The organism is Bombilactobacillus sp. ESL1094 (assembly GCF_058107425.1).
In genome coordinates this window covers 313,781-336,679 of sequence record NZ_JBYLUM010000001.1, presented here as the reverse complement: position 1 = coordinate 336,679, position 22,899 = coordinate 313,781, and the positions used below count along the sequence as shown (strand labels likewise).

Here is a 22,899-nt window from a genome sequence, read left to right as displayed (position 1 = left end):
AATTAATAAAAGTTGTATTCAAGTAGAGCAAATATTATAATTTCCTTTGTATGTGAAAGGAGTCGCTACCAACGATGTTAAGTGTGATTGTAAAATTGGTTTTAACAATGATTATTGCAGCAGTAATAACTCCTTTTGTTCGTAAATTGGCCCTGGTATTGGGAGCTGTTGATAATCCTAATGCGCGGCGAGTTAATAAAAAGCCAATGCCCACACTGGGCGGTTTAGCTATTTTTTTAGCGTTTAATTTTTCGACTTTTGTCTTATTACGTGCCCAATTTCCCACACATGAATTGTTTAGTGTTTTTTTAGCAGAATGTATTATTTTATTGACGGGTTTGATTGACGATATTCGAGAATTAAAGCCGATGCAAAAAATGTTTGGGATTTTAATTGCAGCATTAGTAGTTTATTTCTTGGCCGGAATTAAAATGACTTATGTTGTCTTGCCTTTTGTAGGTTCTTTTCAATTAGGTTGGCTCGGTTTGCCAGTGACAGTGTTTTGGATTTTGGCAATTACGAATGCGGTTAACTTAATTGATGGATTGGATGGGTTGGCCACTGGCGTTTCGATCATTGCACTGTTTACCATGGGTGTAATTGGTTACTTTTTTTCATCTGTGGGTAATACTTATGTGACGATCTGGATTTTTGCGATGGTGGCTTCCTTAGTGGGCTTTTTGCCACATAATTTTCATCCGGCAAAAATTTTTTTGGGAGATACTGGTGCACTGTTTGTGGGCTTTATGATTGCTGTCTTTTCTTTAAAGGGCTTAAAGAACGTCACTTTTATTTCTTTAGTCATTCCGATTGTGATTTTAGGAGTGCCAATTAGTGATACGGTCTATGCCATGTTAAGACGGTTTTTGAATAACAAGCCCATTTCTCAGGCGGACAGACATCACTTACATCATCGTTTGATGCAATTGGGTTTGAGCCATCGCCAAACGGTGTTAGTCATTTATGGTTTATCATTAGTCTTTTCTTTTATTGCCTTACTATATCCGGTTTCCTCTTTTTGGGGTAGTATTTTACTAACTATTGCTGTTTTAATTGGCTTGGAGCTCTTTGTGGAGTCAATTGGTTTAGTTGGAGAGAATCGCCAACCTCTGTTACATGCAATTCAAAAATTAGTTAAACGTTTGGAAAAAGATGATCTGAAAAAAGATGATGAAGTTACTTTAAATAAGGAATCTCATGAAAAGTAGTAGGTCCCATTTGCACGGGGATTTGCGCGTGTAGTTGGTTATTAAGATCGGTGAGAAAATTCGGGGTCTGTTGTTGATCGAGTAGTAATGTTAGTTGGACTTGAGCGGCATAATTGGTATTAACTAGATTAACAGGTTGCTGTTTGAGCCAGTAATTGATCAGGTCTAGCTGTTTATAAGTTAAGGTAACAAGCAGCTGTTGTTGCAACACAATTTGCACACGTCCTGCTTGGTTAATAGCATCTGCAACACTTTGACGATAAGCGCGAATCAAACCACCGCTACCGAGTTTAATTCCACCAAAAAAACGGGTGACTACGGCTAGTGTATTTTGAACTTGCATAGCTTGTAAAGTTTCTAACATAGGTATTCCCGCAGTGCCTCGGGGCTCACCATCGTCACTGGCGTGTTGCTGTAAATTATCAATAATATAAGCACTACAATGATGACTAGCTTTGCTAGTCTTTTTTTTGATGTCTGTTAAAAAATCTTGCGCTTCATTAACGCTTTGCACGCGTTTAAGTGAAGTAATGAACCGAGATTTTTTAATAACTAGTTCATTCGTAAAATCTTGCGCAATTGTAATTTTTGGCAAAAAAATTCTCCTTTTTATCGTAATTAATTTAAGGTGAGTAATTGATGGATGTAAAACAATTATCTGGACGACTATTAGTTCTAGATTCACCGACAACTTATACTAAAGCTATTCCTGCACTATATAAACTTGATGGAAATCAATTTTGTTGTCGTCGGTGCCAGATGGTTAATGACTGGCGAGTTTATAGTTTGCCAGGTGATAATTTTTATTGTCCAGCCTGTCTAAGCTTAGGACGTTTAACTAATCATAATTATCTAATTGCGATTGCTGAGCAGAATCAATTTCCAGCAATTCAGCAACCGTTGACGTGGACTGGGCAATTAACAGCTGCTCAAACAATCATTTCGCACAAACTTTGTCAAATAGAACGAGCCAAACAGGATCATTTGGTGTGGGCAGTAACTGGTAGTGGTAAAACTGAAATGTTATTTAAAGTTTTACAGCAAGCGGTTATTCAGAAAGAACGGATTGCTTGGGTTGCTCCGCGAGTGGATGTTTGTAATGAAATCTATCCACGATTGCAAGCAGCTTTTCAACCAGTTAGTTTGGCACTATTACATGGACAAGGTGCTAGCCAATATTATTATTCACAAATCTTAGTTTGTACAGTCCATCAGCTATTAAAATTTTACCAAGCGTTTGATTTGATAGTTCTGGATGAATGTGATTCGTATCCATATGTTAATAATTTAATGTTGCATAATGCCGTTAAAAACGCTTTGAAGCCAAAGCATTCACTAATTTCTTTGTCTGCCACGCCTAGTTTAGAATATTTACAATTGATCAAGAAGCAAAAATTATCCTATAGCTTACTAAGCCGCCGATTTCATGGACATGATTTACCAGAACCTAAATATTGTTGGGTCAATCATATTTCGATGCGGCAACTTCATTGGCGCCTAAAACGGCAAATTCGTGAACTTTTGGACAAACAACAACGCTTTTTATTGTTTGTGGATAGTATTCGGCAAGCTGAACAATTATCACAGTTGTTACAGCAAACCTATCCTGACTTACAACAAACTTATGTGCACGCCAAAGATGCAATGCGACAAATCAAAGTGCAAAAGTTTCGCGCTGGTCAGTGGCAAGCACTGGTGACAACCACCGTTTTGGAACGAGGAGTAACGTTTGATAATATTGATGTCTTAGTTTGGCAGGCCGATTCCAAGCGCTTTACCCAACAAGCATTGGTTCAGATTGCTGGGAGAGCCGGGCGCAGTAGTAGTCATCCGGATAATCAAGTTTGGTTTTTTGGAACACATTATACAACTAATATTGCCCAGGCAATTCACCAAATTCGGCGGTTGAATTGTGCTTAAGCAATGTTTATTATGCCAAGAAGCGATTGTTTTTGAGCTGACACCGATGCAAGTTTTAGGAATTCAGCTAATTGATCCACCCGCGATTTGTCAGCGTTGTTTACAAGAATTTGCGCCAATTACGTCACCACATTGTCCGCAATGTTATAAAATGGGTTCCAGTAAACTGTGTTCAGATTGTCAATTATGGCAAAAACAAGGTTATCTAAATGTGCGCCATCGTGCTTTGTTTAAATATAATAATGCCATGCATGATTATTTTAAACGATATAAGCGCTATGGCGATTATGCTTTAAGGGCTTGCTTTCAAAGCCTAATCCACCAAAAATTACGGTCTTTTCAAGGCACAGTAGTTTATATTCCTAGTTCAACGGAGCATTTGCAGCAACGACATTTTGATCCAGTTGTCGGTCTTTTCAAGGAAGTAGTCGATTTAACACCAGCATTGATTAAGTTACCCACCCAGCAAGCACAAGCGCAAAAAAATCGCCGAGAAAGATTGCAAACGACTCAGTTTTTGCAATTTAATCATCAATATGATTCTATCTTATCAGTCAAACAAATCTTAGTGGTGGATGATATTTATACAACAGGGCGCACCATTTTGCACGCCTATGATTGTTTACGACAAGCGGGTTATCAGGGAGAAATTTCTTCGTTTTCTTTGGCCAGATGATTGGCTTTTTATTAATAAAATCATTATAATGTAAGTAGACCAATAGAAGTCTAATTGGCAAATGAAAAGGGGTGCTCTTCATGTTGACAATTAATGTTCGTGGAGAAAATATCGAAGTAACAGAGGCAATTAGAAGCTATATTGAGAAACGTTTAAATAATTTAAATAAGTATTTTAAAGATACTGATCATCCGATTGCTCATGTTAATTTAAAAGTTTATAGTAATAAAAATGCTAAGGTCGAAGTTACTATCCCATTGCCTTATTTGATTTTACGAGCCGAAAAAACGGATAAGGATATGTATAAAAGTATTGATGATGTTTTTGAAAAATTGGAACGACAAATTAGAAAATATAAAACTAGAATCAATCGGAAGTCGCGCGAAAAGGGGATTAAAGATTTTGATTTAACTGGTCCGAGCGATGAATCAGCTAATGATTCACAGGATTTGCCGATTGTCCGGACAAAGCGCGTTGCTTTAAAGCCGATGGATGCTCAAGAAGCAGTTTTGCAAATGGATATGTTAGGACATAACTTTTTTGTTTTTGAAGATGCTCAAACTAATGGAACAAGTATTGTCTATAAGCGAAATGATGGACGCTATGGTTTAATTGAAACTGATGAATGAGTTTGATTGAATTTTAATAATCGTTTTGATTGGTGGTCGGAATCTGAACTTCCGAGCACCTTTTTCGTTAATTAAGTTAGAGTTTAATTATTGCTACTAAAATGATAAGATATTATAGATGTACCAGATTGAAAGTACAGGAGAGATTTAATAAATGACGAATCCAATTAAAAAATGGGTAGAAAGTGACAAACGTGAAGTTAAGCGTATGGGCAAGATCGCGGATAAGGTAGAAGCCTACGCTGATGAATACGCGAAACTTTCGGATGAAGATTTACAGGCTAAAACTCCGGCTTTTCAAGAGCGATTAACCAAAGGTGAAACTTTAGATGATCTGTTGCCAGAAGCTTTTGCTACTGCACGAGAAGCTGCTAAACGCGTTTTAGGATTGTATCCATTTCGTGTACAAATTATTGGTGGTATTACCTTACATGAAGGTAATATTGCTGAAATGAAAACTGGTGAAGGAAAGACTTTAACCGCGACATTACCGGTTTACCTCAATGCTTTGACTGGTAAGGGTGTGCACGTTGTGACGGTTAACGAATATTTATCACAACGTGATGCTACAGAAATGGGGCAATTATATAATTGGCTGGGACTGAGCGTTGGTTTAAACTTAAATTCTAAAAGTGCAGAAGAAAAACGGGCTGCTTATAACTGTGATATTACGTACTCGACGAATAGTGAATTAGGTTTTGACTATTTGCGGGATAATATGGTTGTTTATAAAGAGCAAATGGTGCAACGGCCGTTAAATTACGCCATTGTCGATGAAGTGGACTCCATTTTAATTGATGAAGCGAGAACTCCATTGATTATTTCTGGACAAGCTGAGCAATCGACAGCACTTTATCTGCGAGCTGATCGGTTTGTCAAATCTTTGAATGAAGCTGATTATAAGATTGACTGGCCGACTAAGACCATTGGTTTAACTGAAAGTGGTATTAAAAAAGGTGAACAAACTTTTGCGTTAAAAAATCTTTATGATATTGATAACACTTTATTGAATCACCATATTGATCAAGCTTTACGAGCTAATTATATTATGGAATTAGATAAAGATTATGTGGTTAGTGATAAAAAGGTTATGATTGTTGATTCCTTTACTGGTCGGGTAATGGAAGGACGTCGGTTCTCAGATGGTTTGCACCAGGCTATTGAAGCCAAGGAAGGTGTCCCCATTCAAGATGAAACCAAGACCATGGCCAATATCACTTACCAAAACTTCTTTAGAATGTACGACAAGTTGTCGGGTATGACCGGAACAGCGAAAACTGAAGAAGAAGAATTTCGGGAAATTTATAACATGGAAGTTATTACAATTCCGACCAATAAACCAATTGCCCGGATTGATTATCCCGATGTGTTGTATCCAACACTCAAGAATAAATTCAAAGCGGTTATTGAAGATATTATTGAGCGCCATAAAAAAGGGCAGCCATTATTAGTCGGGACAGTTGCGGTGGAAACGTCTGAATATTTATCGCAGCAATTAAATAAGGCTCACATTCCTCATGCTGTTTTGAATGCGAAGAATCATGCTAAAGAAGCTGATATTATTTCACGTGCTGGTCAAAAAGGCGCTGTGACAATTGCAACGAACATGGCTGGTCGGGGAACTGATATTAAATTGGGACCTGGTGTCCGTGAAGTAGGCGGTTTATGTGTGATTGGTACCGAGCGGCATGAATCGCGGCGGATTGATAACCAGTTACGGGGCCGGTCCGGACGACAAGGTGATCCCGGTGAGACGATCTTCTATATGTCTTTAGAAGATGACTTAATGAAGCGTTTTGGTTCAGAGCGTATCAAGAACTTCTTGCAGTCGATGAAAATTGATGATGATGATGCTATTATTCAAAGTCGCATGATTACTCGTCAGGTTGAATCTGCACAAAAGCGGGTTGAAGGTAATAACTACGATACGCGGAAAAATACCTTGCAATACGATGATGTGATGCGGGAACAACGTGAAGTTATTTATAAGCAACGCATGCAAGTAATTACTGAAGAAAATAGTTTACAAGATGTTTTGGTACCAATGATGCAACGTACCATTGCCAGTGCGATTGATTCACGCACGTACGGGGATGCCAAAGATTGGGATTTAGATGGTATTTACGACTTTGCGATTAACGTTTTAGTTAGTCCAAAACAATTACAACGTTCCGATTTGGATGGCAAAACGGTGGATCAATTAAAAGAGTTGTTTAAACAATTTGTTCAAGAAAATTATGAACAAAAACAACAGCAGCTCCAAGATCCGCAACAAATGTTAGAATTTCAAAAAGTAGTTATTTTGCGGGTTGTTGATGAACACTGGACTAATCATATTGATGAAATGGATCAGTTACGGCAATCAATTGGTTTACGTGGCTATGGTCAGATGAACCCGTTAGTTGAATATCAAGAAGAAGGTTTTCGGATGTTCGAAAGCATGGTTGCTGATATTGAATATGATGTGACACGATTATTTATGAAGGCGGAAATTCGCCAAAATGCACAAAGATAAAAAACAGGCTGCGGCCTGTTTTTTTAGAAATGAAATATAGGAGTTTAAAGATGGAACTTGCGGATATTAAAGAACAACTAAGTCAAGCAGCTACAAAAATTGAGCAATTCGGGAGGTCTCTTTGACTTAGACGAGTTACAAGAGAGTATTGCTTTAAATGAACACGCCATGGCTCAAGCAGATTTTTGGCAAGATCGCGTTCACGCGCAGACCATTATTGCTCAAAATAATGTCTTAAAAGAAAAGTATGATAATTTTCGCCAGCTGCAAACGAAATTGGCGGATCTACAGATTGCACTCGAATTACTGCAAGCAGATCCTACCGATCAGGAATTATTGACTACCACTGTTACAGATTTAACGGATTTACAGCAGCAACTGCAACAATATGAAACTGCCTTACTGTTAAGTGAACCTTATGATAGTCATAATGCAATTTTGGAAATTCATCCGGGTGCGGGTGGGACAGAATCCCAAGATTGGGGAGCGATGCTATTACGCATGTATGAACGATGGGCTAAAAAGCATAGTTTTGCCGTAGAATTGGCGGATTACCAAGCTGGTGATGAAGCCGGTCTGAAAAGTGTGACGTTAATTATTAAAGGTCATAATGCCTATGGCCTTTTACGTTCTGAGCATGGAGTGCATCGCTTAGTTCGGATTTCACCGTTTGATGCCGCTGGAAGGCGCCATACGTCTTTTGCTTCGGTAGAAGTTATGCCTGAGTTAGACCAAACGATTAATATTGAGATTAATCCGGATGATTTACGGGTAGATGTTTTCCGATCAAGTGGAGCTGGTGGCCAGCATATTAATAAAACATCCTCGGCAGTGCGCATCACCCATTTGCCAACAGGCATTGTTACGAGCTCGCAAGCTCAGCGCTCCCAATTACAAAACCGGGAGACGGCTATGAATATGTTACGTGCCAAATTGTATCAACGTGAACAGGAACAGCAGGCCCAACAGCAAGCGGCACTCAAAGGTGAACAATTAGATATTGGTTGGGGTTCACAAATTCGGTCGTATGTTTTTCATCCGTATACGATGGTCAAAGATCACCGTACTAATATGGAAACGGGTAATGGTCAAGCGGTTTTAGATGGTGACTTAGATGAATTTATGAATGCTTACTTGCAATGGAAGTTAAGTCAGCAGGATTTAAATGAAAAAGGGTAATTAACTCATGAAGAGAATCTTGGTAGTTGATGACGAACGTGCAATTGTAGAATTAGTGAAATATAATTTGGAACAAAATGATTTTCTGGTGCAAACAGCTACTGATGGCCAACATGCGTTACAAAAAATTGCAGAACAAGCGTTTGATTTAGTGCTACTAGATTTAATGCTGCCCCAATTTAATGGCTTACAGGTGTTAGAGCAATTGCGAGCACAACATAATCAAATTCCAGTCATCTTGATTACAGCGCGTGATGATGCACAAACCAAAGTACAAGGTCTGAATCTGGGGGCAGATGATTATATTACGAAGCCGTTCAACTTATCAGAATTAATCGCTCGGATTAATGCTATTTTGCGGCGGCAATCGACAACGGTAACGTCTGACAAGTTAAAGTTAGATCGGGCTAATTTTCAAGTAATTGTCAACCAACAAGCTATTGCGTTAACTAAAACGGAGTATAAATTATTTGACTATTTCTACAGCAATGCCAATCACACTTTAACTCGAGAGCAGTTAAGAGAACATCTTTGGGGAACGGCTGCTGAGCTTGATCGAGATTCTCGAGCAATTGATATCCAAGTAAGTCATTTGCGTGATAAAATTGAACAAAATCCCAAAGATCCACAATATTTACAAACCATCCGCGGATTTGGTTATCGTTTAACAATTTAAAATCATTCAAGAAGTATTGCTATGATTTCGTTAAATCTTCAATTAATGTCTAATGATTAATAAGTAAAACAGCTGATAATTTTTCGTTTAATCCATGATTAATTCAGGAGAATAATATGAAACGACAGCGGCAGTTGATCTTAGGAACAATGGTTTTTGGTGGCTTAATTTATGGTTTTTGTTTATTTATATTAATTCAATTCAATAAGCAAGAACAAATCAACCATATCACGGCTTTAAAAGCAGATTATCAAGTTTTAAATCAGGATAATAAACCACAATTGCTGGCTACTTGGGCTGACGATCATCAGTTACGGGTGTTGACGATTAAAAAAGGACGACCGCAGAATGATTTACAAAAGCAAGCGCTGACGTTATTGAACCAAGATGTCTTGGATAGTAATCATCTTTACCGGATTCAAAAAGTTCACGGACAAAAATATATTTTTTATTTATTAACACCATCAGCGGTAACCAAGCGAAAAGTGATTGTCAAAAAATATCTTTCTGTGTGGGCTAGATCAAATTTAGTTGGGCTTTTTTCCGGTGGCTATTTGTTTTTATTATTGATTTTGTTGGCGAGTCAACTCCGAGCTGATCGCAATCAAAAAATATATCTGCAGGCCGCGATTGATAAGTTAAAACGCTTAAACCAAAAGCGCCACACACCGGCTTTAATTGCCTTAGATAATACGCCATATACAGATTTAATTAAAACTGTCAATGCCGTGACACAATACACTACCCAATTAGAAGCAACTAATCAACTGTTGGAGCAAAGCTTTTTTAGTTTATTACGCCATTTGCCATTAGGAATTATGTTGCTAGATGCACAAGGAGACGTTATTTTGCATAATCAAGCGCTGGTGGATATTTTAGGCAAAGAGATTGCTGATCAGCCACATCCTTTTGTTGAAGATATTAAAACCTACGCCTTAAGTCGGATGATTGAACACACGCTGCGCAAAAATCAAAATCATCATCAAGAAATTCAATTAATCGGTGATTCCAATTGTTTTGTTGATGCCAATGTTATTGAAATTGCCCGCGATCAAGCATTAACAGAACGCCAAGTCATAGTTATTTTGTATGATTTAACGCATGTGCATCAACTGGAACAACAGCAAAAAAATTTCATTGCGAATATTAGCCATGAATTGAAAACGCCGATTACAGCGATCTTAGGTTTTGCCGAGACGCTATTGAATGGCGCCCAAGATGATCCAGTCAAAAATACCCAATTTATTCAAATTATTCAAGAAGAAGCTCAGCGCTTAGTGGATTTGATTGAAGATGCTCTGACACTAGTTCGTTTAGAACAAACTTCGCAGTTAAATAGTCAACGTGTAAATGTTCAAGCACTAGTCGAACAAATTTTGCGGCAACAACAGCCCCAAATTGCGCAATTACAGTTACAAGTGACGACCAAATTTCAAGGGGATGTTTGGGTGAAGCTGGCTGGGGCGGAGTTACGGCAAATTTTGGAAAATTTAATTACTAATGCAGTGAAATATAACCGCCTCAATGGTCAGATTCATGTTCAAATACAACATGATGCAATTAACAAGCAGTTACGAATAAAAATTGGCGATACTGGCAGCGGTATTGCAAAGCAGGATCAACAACATGTTTTTGAACGCTTTTACCGTGCTGATAAATCACGTAATCACCAGATTAGTGGGACAGGCTTAGGTTTAGCTATTACACAACAAGCCGTCGAAGCATTACAGGGGCAAATTACCCTTACTAGTCGGTTAAATCAAGGAACGACAGTGACCGTATTATTACCATTATGATAAAAAGACGAGGTGGCAATTACGATAAGCTTGTGCAGCTTATTCTCCCACCTCGTCTTTTTAGTTTGGATATTATTTAATGAAAATCAACTCTCAGTTTGTTCCGATGCCGAAGGTTGCTTTTTTTGAATGGCTTGCGCTAACAAAGCAGTTTGACCAAAATCGTTGCTACTGTCGTTAGGCACGACGACTAAGTTAGTATCTGATGTGGCTAATGTTTGATAGGCAGCGATCGATTGGTTTTGAAAGAATTTATCGTCAACATGATCTAATCCCTTTTGAATAGTATCAATGCGATATTGTTCAGCGTTGGCCCGTGTTCTGGTTGCTTGTGCTTTGGCTTTAGCAGTGGCAATTAACGCGTTATTTTCGGCTTCATTAGTTAAACGAATGGATTCTGCTTCACCTTGCGCTTTAGCAATTGCGGCAATCCGTTCCCGATCAGCGGTTAATTGTTTATCCATAGCCTTTTGAATTTCTTGGGAAGGCAACAATTCGTCAATGTTAATACGATCGACTGTAATGCCGTAAATATTGGTTAAGTCACCGATGGCTTTGGAGAGGTCAGAATTAATACGTGCAGTAGAACCTAAAGCGGCGTTTAAATCCATCCGCCCGATAATATCCCGGAGGTGCCCGCGTACTAATTGGGCCATCGATTCAACTGAATCAGTATTGTTGTATTCAAACTTGATTGCATCTGTGACGTGGAAATTTAAAGTTACCGAAGTTGAAACCTCGGCGTTATCACTAGTGATGATGGAGTAGTGGGGCAGTTCGATGGGACGCATGGCCAAACTGACCGAAGTTATTTTTTGAGCTAAAGGTACATAAAAATGTAAACCAGGGGTTACGCTACGTTTATATTTGCCAAAGGTGGTCACTAAGCCTTGACAATTTTGGGCGATAATTTTGATTCCTAAGGGCATAAATCCTTCACCTCACGCAATTAATTAGTTATTTTTAGGTATTAAAGCTTACATTTAAATGATAAACATTTAATTTTAGAAAAGCAACTTAATTTTATCAGCAATCGGTGTATACCAATTTTTCAATAAGTTGACATAATCTTTAAAAAAAGCTATTATTTCAGCTGTTCTAATCAATCAAAAAACGGATTTAGGACTATACCAATTTTTAAGGAGTAACATTTATGTGTGGAATTGTCGGCGTTGCCGGAGCTGAACAAGCAAAAACAATCTTATTAGAAGGTTTGGAAAAATTAGAATATCGGGGTTATGATTCTGCCGGAATTTATTTAACAACCACGGATCAGCAAGACTTTTTATGTAAACGCTCGGGAAAAATTAATAATCTGAAACAAGCAGTTGCCAGTTATCCTCAGGGAACTACGGGGATTGGACATACACGTTGGGCCACACATGGCCAGCCGTCGCAAGCAAATGCCCATCCACAATTTTCTAATGATGAACGCTTTTATTTAGTGCACAATGGGGTCATTAACAATAGTGCAGACTTGAAGCAAAAATACTTAGCTGATGTGGTGTTTCATAGTGAAACGGACACCGAGGTGATTGTGCAATTAGTTGCTTACTTTGTCCAGACCAAACAATTAACAACTTTACAAGCGTTACAACAGACAGTGCAATTATTGTCGGGTTCTTATGCGATTGCTTTAATGGACCGCCAAAATCCCCAACAGATCTTCTTTGCTAAAAATAAAAGTCCATTATTAATCGGCGTCGGAACTACTGCCAACTATTTATGCTCGGATGCCTTGGCAATGTTGAAGCAAACGAGTAATTTTATGGAAATTAACGATGGCGAAACGGGGATTATTACACAAGATCAAGTGCAGTTATTTGATATTGACAATCAACCTATTGAGCGAGCAACTTATCAAGTTCAGATAGCGGCCGATGACTTGTCTAAGGGTACGTATGATAGTTATATGTTAAAAGAAATTGATGAACAACCCGCTGTTTTGCGCCGAATTGTGGCTCATTATTTTGAGCAAAAACAAATTCAAATGGACCCGCAGTTATTGACAGCGCTCAAACAAAGCGATCGCCTTTATATTGTGGCGGCCGGAACAAGTTATCATGCTGGGTTAATTGGAAAGCAATTATTTGAAACTTTGGCTGATATCCCAGTGGAAGTAGCTTTAGCCAGCGAGTTCGGTTATCACATTCCCAAATTATCTGCCAAACCCTTTTTCTTATTTTTAAGTCAAAGTGGCGAAACAGCTGACAGTCGACAAGTTTTGGTTAAGATTAAAGCCTTAGGTTATCCGACGTTAACAATGACTAATGTTGCCAATTCTACATTATCACGTGAAGCAGACTTTACTTTGTTGTTACATGCGGGCCCTGAAATTGCAGTGGCATCAACCAAAGCTTATACAGCTCAAATTGCTGTCCAAGCCATTTTAGCGCAAGCAGTAGGTGAAAGTAAGCAACTGAGTGCAGCGCAAACTTTTGATGTACAACAACAATTAGCTTTAGCAGCTAATGGCATGCAAACCATTGTCGATGAAAAAGATCAGATTGCCCAATTGGCGCAACAGTATTTTGATCACCAAGCAGCCGCTTTCTTTATTGGCCGTGGTAACGGTTATTATGTTTCTTTGGAAGCCGCTTTAAAATTAAAGGAAGTTTCTTACTTACACGCGGAAGGTTTTGCCGCTGGTGAATTGAAACATGGAACCATCGCTTTAATTGAACAAGAGACTCCCGTCATTGCTTTTATCACGGAAAAAGAGACGGCTAGTCATACGAGAAGTAATATTCAAGAAGTTGTCAGTCGGGGCGCGAAGCCGTTAGTGATTAGTCAAAGTAATTTGGCCTTAGCTACAGATCAAATTGTTTTTAGTGAGTTAAGCGAGCTGTTAAATGTGTTGGTAGCGATTGTTCCTGCTCAATTGTTGGCTTACTATACTGCTAAAAACCGAGGCAATGATGTTGACCAACCCCGTAATTTGGCCAAAAGTGTGACGGTGGAATAAATCTTGAGAATATATTAAAATTAATGCAGCAAAGCGTTAGTTGAGGTTAAGATGAAAAAAGTACACTTACGACAAATTTGGTGGTTAATTTTAATTGTAGTATTGATTATTGGAATTTTTATTAGTTCATCCATGACTTATCATCAGCAGTCACTAGTACCTTTCTTAAAGCACTATTTACCTAATCGTCCAGGCAATCGGTTTTTACAAAACATTGATTTTGTTTATGGTCATAAGCGCCAAGCAGTGGCAACGGTTGGTTATTACAAATTAATTGAATTTGGCATTCGCAAATTAGCACATTTGAGTGTCTTTGGAATGTTAGGCATAGTGGGAACTTTATTTTTAAAAAATGAAGTTAAGCATTGGCACCTAGCTCCGTGGCTGAGTTGGTTAAGTACTACTGGTTTAGCGGGGTTAGATGAATTTCATCAATTGTTGACGAGTGGCCGCAGTCCCTTAATTCAAGATGTCATGTTGGATAGTTTGGGAGCTTTTATTGGCGCCGGATTAACCTATATTTTCTTATGGCTTTGGCAATTATGGAGAAAACGTTGCTGATAGACGTTAAATTTGGTATGATTATAAAGGTTTTGTCTATTAATTATACTAATCGGAAAGAAGGAGTAAGCGAATGTCAGGACATTCTAAATGGCATAACATTCAAGGGCGGAAAAACGCTCAAGATGCAAAGCGTGGTAAAATTTTTCAAAAGCTGTCACGTGAAATCTACATGGCAGCAAAGGGTGGTGATCCTGACCCAGCGAACAATGCTTCCTTACGTTTGGTGATGGATAAAGCTCGTGCAGCTAATATGCCGAAAGATAATATTAAACGGGCGATCGATAAAGCTTCCGGTGCTGGTGGCGCTAACTATGAAGAAATCACTTATGAAGGCTATGCTCCGGGTGGTGTGGCAGTCTTAGTTAATACATTGACTGATAATAAGAATCGGACTGCCACTTCTGTGCGAGTAGCCATTACCCGCAATGGTGGTAGTATGGGCTCTGCTGGCTCAGTGTCTTATTTATTTGATCGTAAAGGTTACATCGTCATTGATCGTTCAACAACGGATGCTGATGAAGATAAGATGCTAGAAGATTTGATGGAAGCTGGCGCTGACGACTTGGAAGTTAGTGATGACGCTTTTGAAATCTATACGGAAGCCAAAGAGTTTACGCAGGTCCGGGATGCTTTGGAAAAAATGGGTTACCAATTAGCTAATGCTACTTTAACGATGATTCCTAAGAACACGGTACCAGTTCCCGCAGATAAGCAAGAACAATTTGAACACATGATTGATCAATTAGAAGATGATGATGATGTTTCAGAAGTCTTTACGGCGGCTGCTGAAGAAGATTAAATTATTAATTAACTAAAAATTACAAATTTCCGATAAAAAACTTTTCTTAATTTTAAGAAAAGTTTTTTTGTTTTTCCGGGTATTTTTAAACTGAAAGGAGGTTAAAGATGCAACCAGAAGTTTATACCCAACAGTTGTTAGAATTTGCTTGTCAACGCGAAGTTTCGGATATTTTTTTCCTGCCCCATGGTTCCAAGTTTGCAGTGAAAATGCGTGAACTCGATGGTTTACATGATTATCAAATTTTGGATGCGGCGTTTGCTCAAGGTGTGATTAATTATTTAAAATTTAGCTCGGATATGGATATCAGTGAACACCGCCGGCCCCAAGTAGGAGCTCGAAGTTTCTCTTATCGAAAGCAACAATTAAATTTACGATTGTCAACAGTCGGCAATTTTTCCAATCAGGAATCTTTAGTGATTCGCTTACTGTACCCTTTAAAGTCTGATACTAGTCCGACACTTTTACGTAAGCAATGGGCTAAAGTAATGAATCGCCGGGGCTTAATTTTATTTAGTGGTCCAACTGGTTCGGGGAAGACAACGTCAATGTATCAATTAACGAAACAATATGCCGCTCAGAAAATTGTATTGACGATTGAAGATCCCATTGAAATCATCGAACCGAGTTTTTTACAAATTCAAGTCAATAATCAAGCACAAATGAGTTACGCAGACTTAATCAAAACTTCATTGCGACACCGACCAGATGTTTTAATACTAGGAGAAATTAGAGATGAAACCACAGCACGCATGGCTTTAAGGGCTGCTTTGAGTGGACATTTGGTTTTATCAACGGTACATGCACGCAATAAGTATGCCGTCATTGGGCGGATGATGGAACTCGGAATTAGTCAAAGTGAAATGTATTCCGTCTTAAACTGCGTGGTTTACCAGCGGTTAGTGCCCCTAGTTAGTCAAACGGTCAAAGTTTATCAAGATGTTTTGTTAGATGATGACTTGGTGCAAGCCATTAAAATTCCGCAAAGTAATTTTGAAGATTGGCAGCAATTATTACACCATGATTATCAAAAGGGATTGATTAGTGATGAAGTTTTTGAACAATTACAGACCGGTTAAATTGACGGTAGCCCAACAAGCACAATTTTTATCCACATTGGCTAAATTAGTTAAAAATGGCTTTTCGATAGAAATTGCACTACTATCGTTAAAAATAATTTATCCGCAACAAAAGCAGGTTTTGAACCAAGTTTTGCAACGGTTAAACGCGGGAATGCTGTTAGATCAAGCTTTAATTGTGACAGGACTATCCAAAACAATTATTAGTCAAATAACGATTGCGGATATTCACGGTAATTTGGTGCGCTGCTTAGAAGAAAATGCCGCAACCTTAAAGACGCGGCAAAAAAATACTCGGACAATTTTGAATTTATTAGCTTATCCAATATTTTTGTTGATTAGTTTAGCAACATTATTAGTTTTTTTAAAAGTGGAATTGGCCCAACAATTACCTAAAATTCATTTATCTATCTGGAGTAAGGTAATTCTCGGAATTTTAGGTTTAATAATTGTTGGTGGTTTATTAACAGAATTGTTTTATTTACGGCGATTGCCAGAATTAAAGCAAGCTTTGCATAAATTACACTGGCCAATTGTAGGACGTATTTATCAAAATTATTATCAGTATGTTTTGTTGACGTCTTTAGCGACTTTTTTAAAAAGTGGTTTGTCCTTGCAAGAAATTTTGCAAGCAGCCCAAAAGTTAACACCCGGATCGATTCAATATGATTTGGCCCAGCAGATTCAACAGCAAATCATTCACGGTCTTTCTTTGAACGAAATTGTTAAAACGAGTCCGCTATTACCGAAAGAGATTAATATTGCCGTGAATCTGGGGCATGCGACATTACAATTAGCGATTGAATTACAAACTATTGCTGAATTAAAGTATCAACAAGTTCAACAACAAATTCAACGGTTAATTAATCAAATCCAGCCCTTCTTTTTCATAATAGTTGCGGTCATGATCCTAGGAACATATTTAAGCATTCTCTTACCAATTTATGCCATGATGAAAGGATTGTAGATCATGAAGAAAAAATTGACGAAAAAGCAGTCTGCCTTTACCTTGATCGAAATGGTGATCGTCTTGTTTATTATTTCGCTATTATTATTAATCATTATTCCAAATATTAATACGCAAAAACACTCGGCGCAGTCCAAAACTGATAATGCCTTTAAATCAACTTTACAAACTCAGGTTGATATGTACGACGATGGTAACAATGTTAGTTGGGATCAATTAGAACAAGATCATTATTTATCAGCAGCACAAGCTAAAAAAGCCAAGGGAGATGGCTATACCATTGAAAATGGCACCGTTCAAGGACCTAAGAAATAGTCAAGCAGCTTTTACCTTGTTAGAAGCAGTCATCACGTTAGGTTTAGTGTGCACTATTTTGTTAATTCCGACTAATGACTATCATGAACAATTAGTCGACCAACAAGAACAATTAGCCTTAGCTAAGTTTGAATATAATTGGCACACTGCCTTAAAAATGGTCTTTATAACGAAGCATTCATGTACCATTTTGTTAGATAATCAAGCTCATCGAATTTATTTTCGCAGCATTGGTTTGCCCAATGGTCAAACAATCATTCAAGATTTTCCGCAGAGTATGACTTTTGAGTTTGATACGAATCATGGGCGAGCATTAAAGTTAGAAATCGCTGGTGATGCGATAGTTTCACCAGCAACGATTGTTTTTTTCACCAAAAATAAAAAGTATATTTATAAAATTCAAATGGGATGGGGGCAATTAATTGCCACATAAACGGCAGGCCGCTTTTTTATTACTTGATAGTATGCTGGGGTTCTTCTTAGTTTTGCAAGCGATTAGTATTATCCCCTTGTGCATTTTACCAACGCAAACGAAATTGCATGAAACACAGCGTCAGACGGGTCTGAAAATCGCGCTGTATCAAAAATTACAACAACCAAATTTACAACAAATTACACTTGATAATCGACAGTATACGTTTAATCAACGAACGGATTTAATTAAAGTATCTTGTCAAAATGTAGGTTTAACTTATGATACTCAAACAAAGACATTCCGCTTTTTTACTCAGTGAAGTATTAGTCTCCTTATTTATTTCAATGTTGACTTTTTCTTGCATTGCTTATTTTCTAACAACTTATCATGAACAAAAAGTCAGTTTGTTTCGGGCTAGTAGTGATTGGGTGGTAGCGATGCTGGAACTGGAGGAAATTAGCCAGCATGCTAGTATCCAACAAGCAACGCCTACTAAAGTAGTGATAAAAACGGATGAGCAGGCTAAATTGCCGCACAAAATTTATCAATTACAGATTTATCATGATATGTTACGACTCACCGGTGTGAGCCAGGGTCACATGCCATTATTAATTAAGCAAAAAAATTTGCATTTAGAAGTTAAAAATCAAATTTTACAAATAAAAGCCATTGACCAGTATCGTCGAAAGTGGGAATATTATGTTGACTTCCAATAAGCAACATCATTTAAAACAGCAGGCTATGGTATCAATTAGTGCAATTTTTTTATTGAATGTTGAATGTTTATTCTTGATAGTCTATTTGAATTTTTACCAGTCGGAATTACACACACAACGTCAATTAGATCAGCTTTATACGGAAAAAATTATAAACTTTGCTAATTGAAGTAACTTCCGCTAAGATATTATGGAAGTGTGAAGTGAAAGGAAGACGACTATGAGTCAAACTCAAGCTCGGATTCAACAAATTTATCAATTTGTGGATCAAACGACGCAAGAATTAAAACAAGATTTACGGGTGACTTATCAAGATGCCTTATCCGAAAATATTTTAAATATTTTGAGTCAAGCAACTTTTATTGAGGATGGTTTTCCGAATGAAGAGCAGGCTAAGAGTTTAAATCAACAATATCAAAGTTTTGATTTAACGACTTTTAGTACTAAGGAAGTCAAGGAAGCACTAGATTTAGCAATTATTAAGGCACAGCGGTTGGATCAAGTCGATGTCAATCATTTAATGACACCTAATATTATTGCCACTCTTTGTTCCTTAGTAATTACAGAAGTGTTTCAGCAGTATCCGAAAAAAGTTTTGCAGACCATGGATCCAGCGATTGGCACGGGTAATTTGCTGTACCAAACTAATCATGAATTACAGCACAGCACAGAGCTGAGTTTACAAATGTATGGCTTGGACAATGATGATCAAATGTTGATGCTGGCTGATGCGGTTAGTCAAGCAATTAAAGTTTCTGTTGACTTATATCATCAAGATGCGGTTGCTGATTGGTTATTGAGCGATTTTGACTTGATCTTGTCGGATTTACCGGTAGGTTATTATCCGGTTGATGATAATGTTGTTAATTTTCAAACTAAGGCCCAAAAAGGACATTCGTATGCTCATCATCTTTTGATGGAGCAGGCAATGAAAAATGTGCAGCCTGGTGGAATCGGTATCTTTGTTGTGCCGTCGCAAATTTTTCAAACAGAACAAGCCAAACACTTGGCAGAGTGGATGGTTCAAGATGTATACTTACAAGCAGTTTTAAGCTTACCTACGAAATTGTTTGCGAGCGCAGAAGCTGCCAAATCACTGGTAGTGTTGCAACGGCACGGTGCTTTGGCACAACAATCTCCCGAAGTTTTGATGGGGCAAATTCCTAATTTAGATGATGCGCAAGATTTAACACAATTTAAACAACAATTGCAAACTTGGAGTCAGAAAACTTTTCAGTGGGGAGAGTAGTGTTATGCGTAAAGTCTTAGTAGTTAATTCTGGTAGTTCAACTTTGAAGTTTAAGTTGTTTAATATGCCAGATGAACAAGTTGTTGCGAAAGGAATGGTTGACCGGTTAGGTAGTGATCAATCAACATTTGAAATTACTTATGATGGTCAAAAGCATACGCAACAATTACCAATTAAGTCGCACAGTGCAGCAGTTGATTTACTAATCAAACAATTGTTAGCATTGAAGGTAATTGATAGTATCCAAGATATTTCAGGAGTTGGTCACCGTGTGGTTTCTGGTGGTCCGGTGTTCAGTGATTCAGTTGTTTTGTCAGAAGATAACTTGGCTAAATTAGCCACAATTGATGAATACGCGCCATTACACAATCCAGCGGAACGTAAAGGTGTGGAAGCTTTTAACCAAATCCTACCAGGAGTACCCCAGGTGGCAGTGTTTGATACAACTTTCTATCATAACTTACCTGAAATGAATAAGATTTACTCAATTCCCCGTGAATTAGATAAAAAGTATGGTGCTCATCGTTATGGTGCTCACGGAACTAGCCATAATTACGTCTCACACGAAACAGCCAAACTGTTAAATGTTGATTATGATAAATTAAAGATGATTACTTTGCATATGGGGAGCGGTGTTTCAGTCACAGCCATTAAAGATGGGCAAGCCTTTGATACATCAATGGGCTTTACACCAATTGCTGGAGTGACAATGAGTTCGCGTGCTGGTGATATTGATGTATCATTGGTGGCGTTCTTAATGGAAAAATTGCAAATTACTGATATGCAAGAGATGATTAACCTGTTAAATAATGAATCTGGTTTAAAGGGTATTTCTGGAATTTCACCCGATATGCGGGATTTGATTGCGGCGCGCAAGACAAACCCAGATGCCCAATTAGCGATTGATGTCTTTATTAACCGCATTGTGAAATATGTTGGGAGTTATATTGCTGAGATGCAGGGCGTTGATGTCTTAGTCTTTACCGCTGGGATGGGCGAAAATAATCCCCATATTCGTGAAAAAGTTATGAATGCCTTTAGCTTTATGGGTGTCAAAGCTGATCATGACGCCAATTACGATGGTCATGGGGCCCGAGTAATTTCTGCTCCTGATTCAAAGATTAAAGCGTTAGTCGTTCCAACTGATGAAGAGTTAATGATTGCGCGGGAGTTTGCGCGGTTAGTTAAATAGTTATTTAAATATTGAATTTGATGAAAGATGAGATCTTAAGTGAGGTCTCATCTTTTTTGATGTTTGAAAATTGAAATTGGTTCTAAAACGTGATAAAATTTGATTATTAAAATTAAGGGGATGTTATGGATTCGACATATGTAGTTGAGCATTGGTTGCATCTCGTAGGTTACGGCTACGGAAAAACGTTACAGTTAAATTATAACTGCAAAAAATAATAACAATTCTTACGCTTTAGCTGCTTAATCACAGTTTAAAGTGTGATCCAGTCAATTTTGCCTAAGGGTTGATCCTGGGTCTCAAATAATTAGGCTACGTTTGATTGTGCCACCTGAGCAATTAAAAAGAGATTAGTAGGTTAGCCGTTAAGGTTAGCCTCGTTACACGGCGCGCTTAACGGTGAACTTTAAATAGTGTAGCTATGGATGTAGAGACTAATGTGGCAGTATGTATGGACAGGAGTTCGATTCTCCTCATCTCCATTGCAACTTTTTCAATTTTATAAAAACACCTTCAAATTCAATATTTGAGGGTGTTTTTTTGTTACATTTATAAATGTCAATCGGTTTAATTTTATTTTGAATTTTGAGTTACTTTAGTTGGCTATTGTTTATTTTTTGGTTTGAATGATCAGTTGCGTGTTTATAAATATTCATGATTATTTATGTGTTAGAGTGTCTCAAACATTATTAGAATTAGGGGTAATGCACGGATTCTTATTATATAACAGGTTGGCGTGAGTGTTACAGATTTCATTTGTGTCACCTTTTACAAAGCAATAATTTTTTAAACTTTACTTAGCGAATATAGGCTCATGTTTTAGGAAATGGTTAATCAATTGACTTGCATAATATCTAAATTGAGTTATTTTTGAGTTTTTTGCATCATTAATTTAACAAATTTACGGTTACGGAGTCCAAAACTATTATTCTACTAGATAGAGTCTTAACTTTTGGGTGGCAGGATGAAGACTTGGATTACTTAGATGATGATGGAAATATGGTTTATGACACGCCAGAAGTTAATATGGCTAACCAATTATCACGTTTAATCTCATTTTTTAACTGATGGTAAGTAATATTCATTAAAAACATCAGTTATTCCATTTAATAGTTGATCACAGATCCCCTTAGATGTATAGCCAGAGTTATGGTGATCGACAGAATTTCTTAAGTGAAAAAGAGCATCGAAGAATGTTTGTTGACGCGAATCAATATTAATAGTTGGTTGAGTAAATACTTTAAGATAATCCGATGCGGTTGGATTTCTACTGTTTAATTTTCTCTCTAATTTATAATTATAAATAATAAGTAACATCAGATGCTCCAAACAGCTGCCTATACCTGTAGCACAAATAAACCATTTTTCATGTTCATAAGCAAAAAGACATTGATTAAATTCATCGGTAAATTGATCATCATTTATAGATTTAAGCATGTCATTAAAATGATATTTATCTACAAATATTTGTTTATTTGAAAAAGGAAAGCTTTCAATACTGTTTCTTTTTTCTAGATTCTTTTTAGAATTATTAAATTCCATAGTTACAAAGCTTTTAATATATTCTTTTAAAAACTCAAATAAATTCTCTTGAAAATTTTTTTTGATTGTATAGATGTTCATGTTCATGAGACTAAATCTGAGGTCAATGCTGTTTTATACAATATTTTCAGAATTAACTTTTAATTTTATGCTGTTTTCTAATATATACATAAGCTTTTTTGTGTGTTTTTAAATTTTCAAATTCAAAATTCTTTGTTTCTTTCAATAGATCTATATAAATAAAGTCATCTTCTTTATTATCCATTGCAAATATAAGATAAGCATTAAAGTACATTTTGTTCGATAAAGAATCGTTAACTTTGATCATATAAAATTTAAGCTTTTTATCTTGTGACCAGCTAAAGCGCGTTAAATCATCGTCAGATATTCCGATATATTGTAATTGTTCTGAGTATTCTTTTTTCATTTGTGTCAAAATCTCGTGCTTGTCAACTGTCTGTTCGCCTATGTGCATTAACCTTACCTCGTAATTAATT

Annotated in this window: 23 protein-coding genes and 1 other RNA gene; 20 read left to right on the top strand and 4 right to left on the bottom strand. The window is 37.3% G+C overall.

Annotation, left to right across the window (positions count from 1 at the left end; all coding sequences use genetic code 11):
• Window positions 1-74: 74 nt before the first annotated feature.
• Window positions 75-1,208, top strand: coding sequence for a glycosyltransferase family 4 protein (locus AC3B5S_RS01775; RefSeq protein ID WP_489757357.1), 1,134 nt, complete (start codon window positions 75-77; stop codon window positions 1,206-1,208).
• Here AC3B5S_RS01775 and AC3B5S_RS01770 read toward each other — a convergent pair.
• Window positions 1,177-1,803 (bottom strand): YigZ family protein, encoded by a 627-nt coding sequence (locus AC3B5S_RS01770; protein ID WP_489757358.1) that lies wholly within the window; start codon window positions 1,801-1,803, stop codon window positions 1,177-1,179. The two genes, AC3B5S_RS01775 and AC3B5S_RS01770, sit on opposite strands and share 32 nt — an antisense overlap.
• A 44-nt stretch (window positions 1,804-1,847) precedes the next feature.
• On the opposite strand from AC3B5S_RS01770, the gene AC3B5S_RS01765 reads away from it, so the two are divergent.
• The 7 genes from AC3B5S_RS01765 to AC3B5S_RS01735 all read left to right on the top strand — a co-directional run bounded on the left by AC3B5S_RS01765 (window position 1,848) and on the right by AC3B5S_RS01735 (window position 10,599).
• Entirely contained in the window at window positions 1,848-3,128 is a 1,281-nt protein-coding gene (locus tag AC3B5S_RS01765) for a DEAD/DEAH box helicase family protein (RefSeq protein WP_489769100.1), read from the top strand.
• The gene (locus tag AC3B5S_RS01760; RefSeq protein WP_489769099.1) at window positions 3,121-3,804 is read left to right on the top strand and encodes a ComF family protein; all 684 of its coding nucleotides are present in this window, start codon (window positions 3,121-3,123) and stop codon (window positions 3,802-3,804) included. Before AC3B5S_RS01765 ends, AC3B5S_RS01760 begins: the two co-directional genes overlap by 8 nt.
• A gap of 80 nt (window positions 3,805-3,884) precedes the next feature.
• Window positions 3,885-4,433, top strand: coding sequence for a ribosome hibernation-promoting factor, HPF/YfiA family (gene hpf, locus AC3B5S_RS01755; RefSeq protein WP_489757361.1), 549 nt, complete (start codon window positions 3,885-3,887; stop codon window positions 4,431-4,433).
• Between the two features lie 154 nt (window positions 4,434-4,587).
• Window positions 4,588-6,948, top strand: coding sequence for a preprotein translocase subunit SecA (gene secA, locus AC3B5S_RS01750; protein ID WP_489757362.1), 2,361 nt, complete (start codon window positions 4,588-4,590; stop codon window positions 6,946-6,948).
• Between the two features lie 50 nt (window positions 6,949-6,998).
• Window positions 6,999-8,127 (top strand): peptide chain release factor 2 gene (gene prfB / locus AC3B5S_RS01745; protein ID WP_489774848.1). Its coding sequence is split into 2 segments (ribosomal slippage): window positions 6,999-7,070 and window positions 7,072-8,127, totalling 1,128 coding nucleotides; the frame shifts between segments, so codons are not numbered across the junction.
• A gap of 7 nt (window positions 8,128-8,134) precedes the next feature.
• The gene (locus AC3B5S_RS01740; RefSeq protein ID WP_489790004.1) at window positions 8,135-8,803 is read left to right on the top strand and encodes a response regulator transcription factor; all 669 of its coding nucleotides are present in this window, start codon (window positions 8,135-8,137) and stop codon (window positions 8,801-8,803) included.
• A 116-nt stretch (window positions 8,804-8,919) separates the two neighbouring features.
• Window positions 8,920-10,599: a sensor histidine kinase gene (locus AC3B5S_RS01735; RefSeq protein ID WP_489757365.1), complete on the top strand. Its 1,680-nt coding sequence runs from the start codon at window positions 8,920-8,922 to the stop codon at window positions 10,597-10,599.
• A gap of 86 nt (window positions 10,600-10,685) precedes the next feature.
• Here AC3B5S_RS01735 and AC3B5S_RS01730 read toward each other — a convergent pair whose 3' ends face one another.
• Entirely contained in the window at window positions 10,686-11,528 is an 843-nt protein-coding gene (locus AC3B5S_RS01730) for an SPFH domain-containing protein (protein WP_489790003.1), read from the bottom strand.
• Between the two features lie 224 nt (window positions 11,529-11,752).
• Here AC3B5S_RS01730 and glmS point away from each other — a divergent pair, with 224 nt between their 5' ends.
• The 12 genes from glmS to ssrA all read left to right on the top strand — a co-directional run bounded on the left by glmS (window position 11,753) and on the right by ssrA (window position 21,345).
• Window positions 11,753-13,564, top strand: coding sequence for a glutamine--fructose-6-phosphate transaminase (isomerizing) (glmS, locus tag AC3B5S_RS01725; protein ID WP_489774851.1), 1,812 nt, complete (start codon window positions 11,753-11,755; stop codon window positions 13,562-13,564).
• Between the two features lie 51 nt (window positions 13,565-13,615).
• Window positions 13,616-14,125: a VanZ family protein gene (locus AC3B5S_RS01720; RefSeq protein WP_489774852.1), complete on the top strand. Its 510-nt coding sequence runs from the start codon at window positions 13,616-13,618 to the stop codon at window positions 14,123-14,125.
• Window positions 14,126-14,198: 73 nt separating this feature from the next.
• Window positions 14,199-14,927 (top strand): YebC/PmpR family DNA-binding transcriptional regulator, encoded by a 729-nt coding sequence (locus AC3B5S_RS01715; protein WP_489757369.1) that lies wholly within the window; start codon window positions 14,199-14,201, stop codon window positions 14,925-14,927.
• 107 nt (window positions 14,928-15,034) lie between these two features.
• Window positions 15,035-16,006: a competence type IV pilus ATPase ComGA gene (gene comGA, locus AC3B5S_RS01710; protein WP_489757370.1), complete on the top strand. Its 972-nt coding sequence runs from the start codon at window positions 15,035-15,037 to the stop codon at window positions 16,004-16,006.
• The gene (locus tag AC3B5S_RS01705) at window positions 15,975-16,973 is read left to right on the top strand and encodes a type II secretion system F family protein (protein WP_489757371.1); all 999 of its coding nucleotides are present in this window, start codon (window positions 15,975-15,977) and stop codon (window positions 16,971-16,973) included. The genes comGA and AC3B5S_RS01705 overlap by 32 nt, the downstream gene beginning before the upstream one ends.
• A gap of 3 nt (window positions 16,974-16,976) precedes the next feature.
• Window positions 16,977-17,288, top strand: coding sequence for a competence type IV pilus major pilin ComGC (gene comGC, locus AC3B5S_RS01700; RefSeq protein WP_489757372.1), 312 nt, complete (start codon window positions 16,977-16,979; stop codon window positions 17,286-17,288).
• Window positions 17,254-17,721 carry a hypothetical protein gene (locus tag AC3B5S_RS01695; protein WP_489774854.1) on the top strand — a complete coding sequence of 156 codons (468 nt, stop codon included), beginning with the start codon at window positions 17,254-17,256 and terminating at the stop codon, window positions 17,719-17,721. The genes comGC and AC3B5S_RS01695 overlap by 35 nt, the downstream gene beginning before the upstream one ends.
• Window positions 17,711-18,022 (top strand): hypothetical protein, encoded by a 312-nt coding sequence (locus tag AC3B5S_RS01690; protein WP_489774855.1) that lies wholly within the window; start codon window positions 17,711-17,713, stop codon window positions 18,020-18,022. Before AC3B5S_RS01695 ends, AC3B5S_RS01690 begins: the two co-directional genes overlap by 11 nt.
• Window positions 17,982-18,419 (top strand): hypothetical protein, encoded by a 438-nt coding sequence (locus AC3B5S_RS01685; RefSeq protein WP_489774856.1) that lies wholly within the window; start codon window positions 17,982-17,984, stop codon window positions 18,417-18,419. The genes AC3B5S_RS01690 and AC3B5S_RS01685 overlap by 41 nt, the downstream gene beginning before the upstream one ends.
• Before the next feature lie 220 nt (window positions 18,420-18,639).
• The gene (locus AC3B5S_RS01680) at window positions 18,640-19,668 is read left to right on the top strand and encodes a class I SAM-dependent methyltransferase (protein WP_489774857.1); all 1,029 of its coding nucleotides are present in this window, start codon (window positions 18,640-18,642) and stop codon (window positions 19,666-19,668) included.
• A 4-nt stretch (window positions 19,669-19,672) separates the two neighbouring features.
• Entirely contained in the window at window positions 19,673-20,860 is a 1,188-nt protein-coding gene (locus AC3B5S_RS01675) for an acetate/propionate family kinase (protein WP_489757377.1), read from the top strand.
• A gap of 116 nt (window positions 20,861-20,976) precedes the next feature.
• Window positions 20,977-21,345: a transfer-messenger RNA gene (gene ssrA / locus AC3B5S_RS01670) on the top strand.
• 568 nt (window positions 21,346-21,913) lie between these two features.
• Here the strand turns inward: ssrA and AC3B5S_RS01665 are convergent.
• Together AC3B5S_RS01665 and AC3B5S_RS01660 are read right to left on the bottom strand one after the other, a co-directional pair.
• Window positions 21,914-22,483 (bottom strand): hypothetical protein, encoded by a 570-nt coding sequence (locus tag AC3B5S_RS01665; protein WP_489774859.1) that lies wholly within the window; start codon window positions 22,481-22,483, stop codon window positions 21,914-21,916.
• 52 nt (window positions 22,484-22,535) lie between these two features.
• Window positions 22,536-22,829: a hypothetical protein gene (locus tag AC3B5S_RS01660; RefSeq protein ID WP_489790002.1), complete on the bottom strand. Its 294-nt coding sequence runs from the start codon at window positions 22,827-22,829 to the stop codon at window positions 22,536-22,538.
• Between the last annotated feature and the right edge of the window lie 70 nt (window positions 22,830-22,899).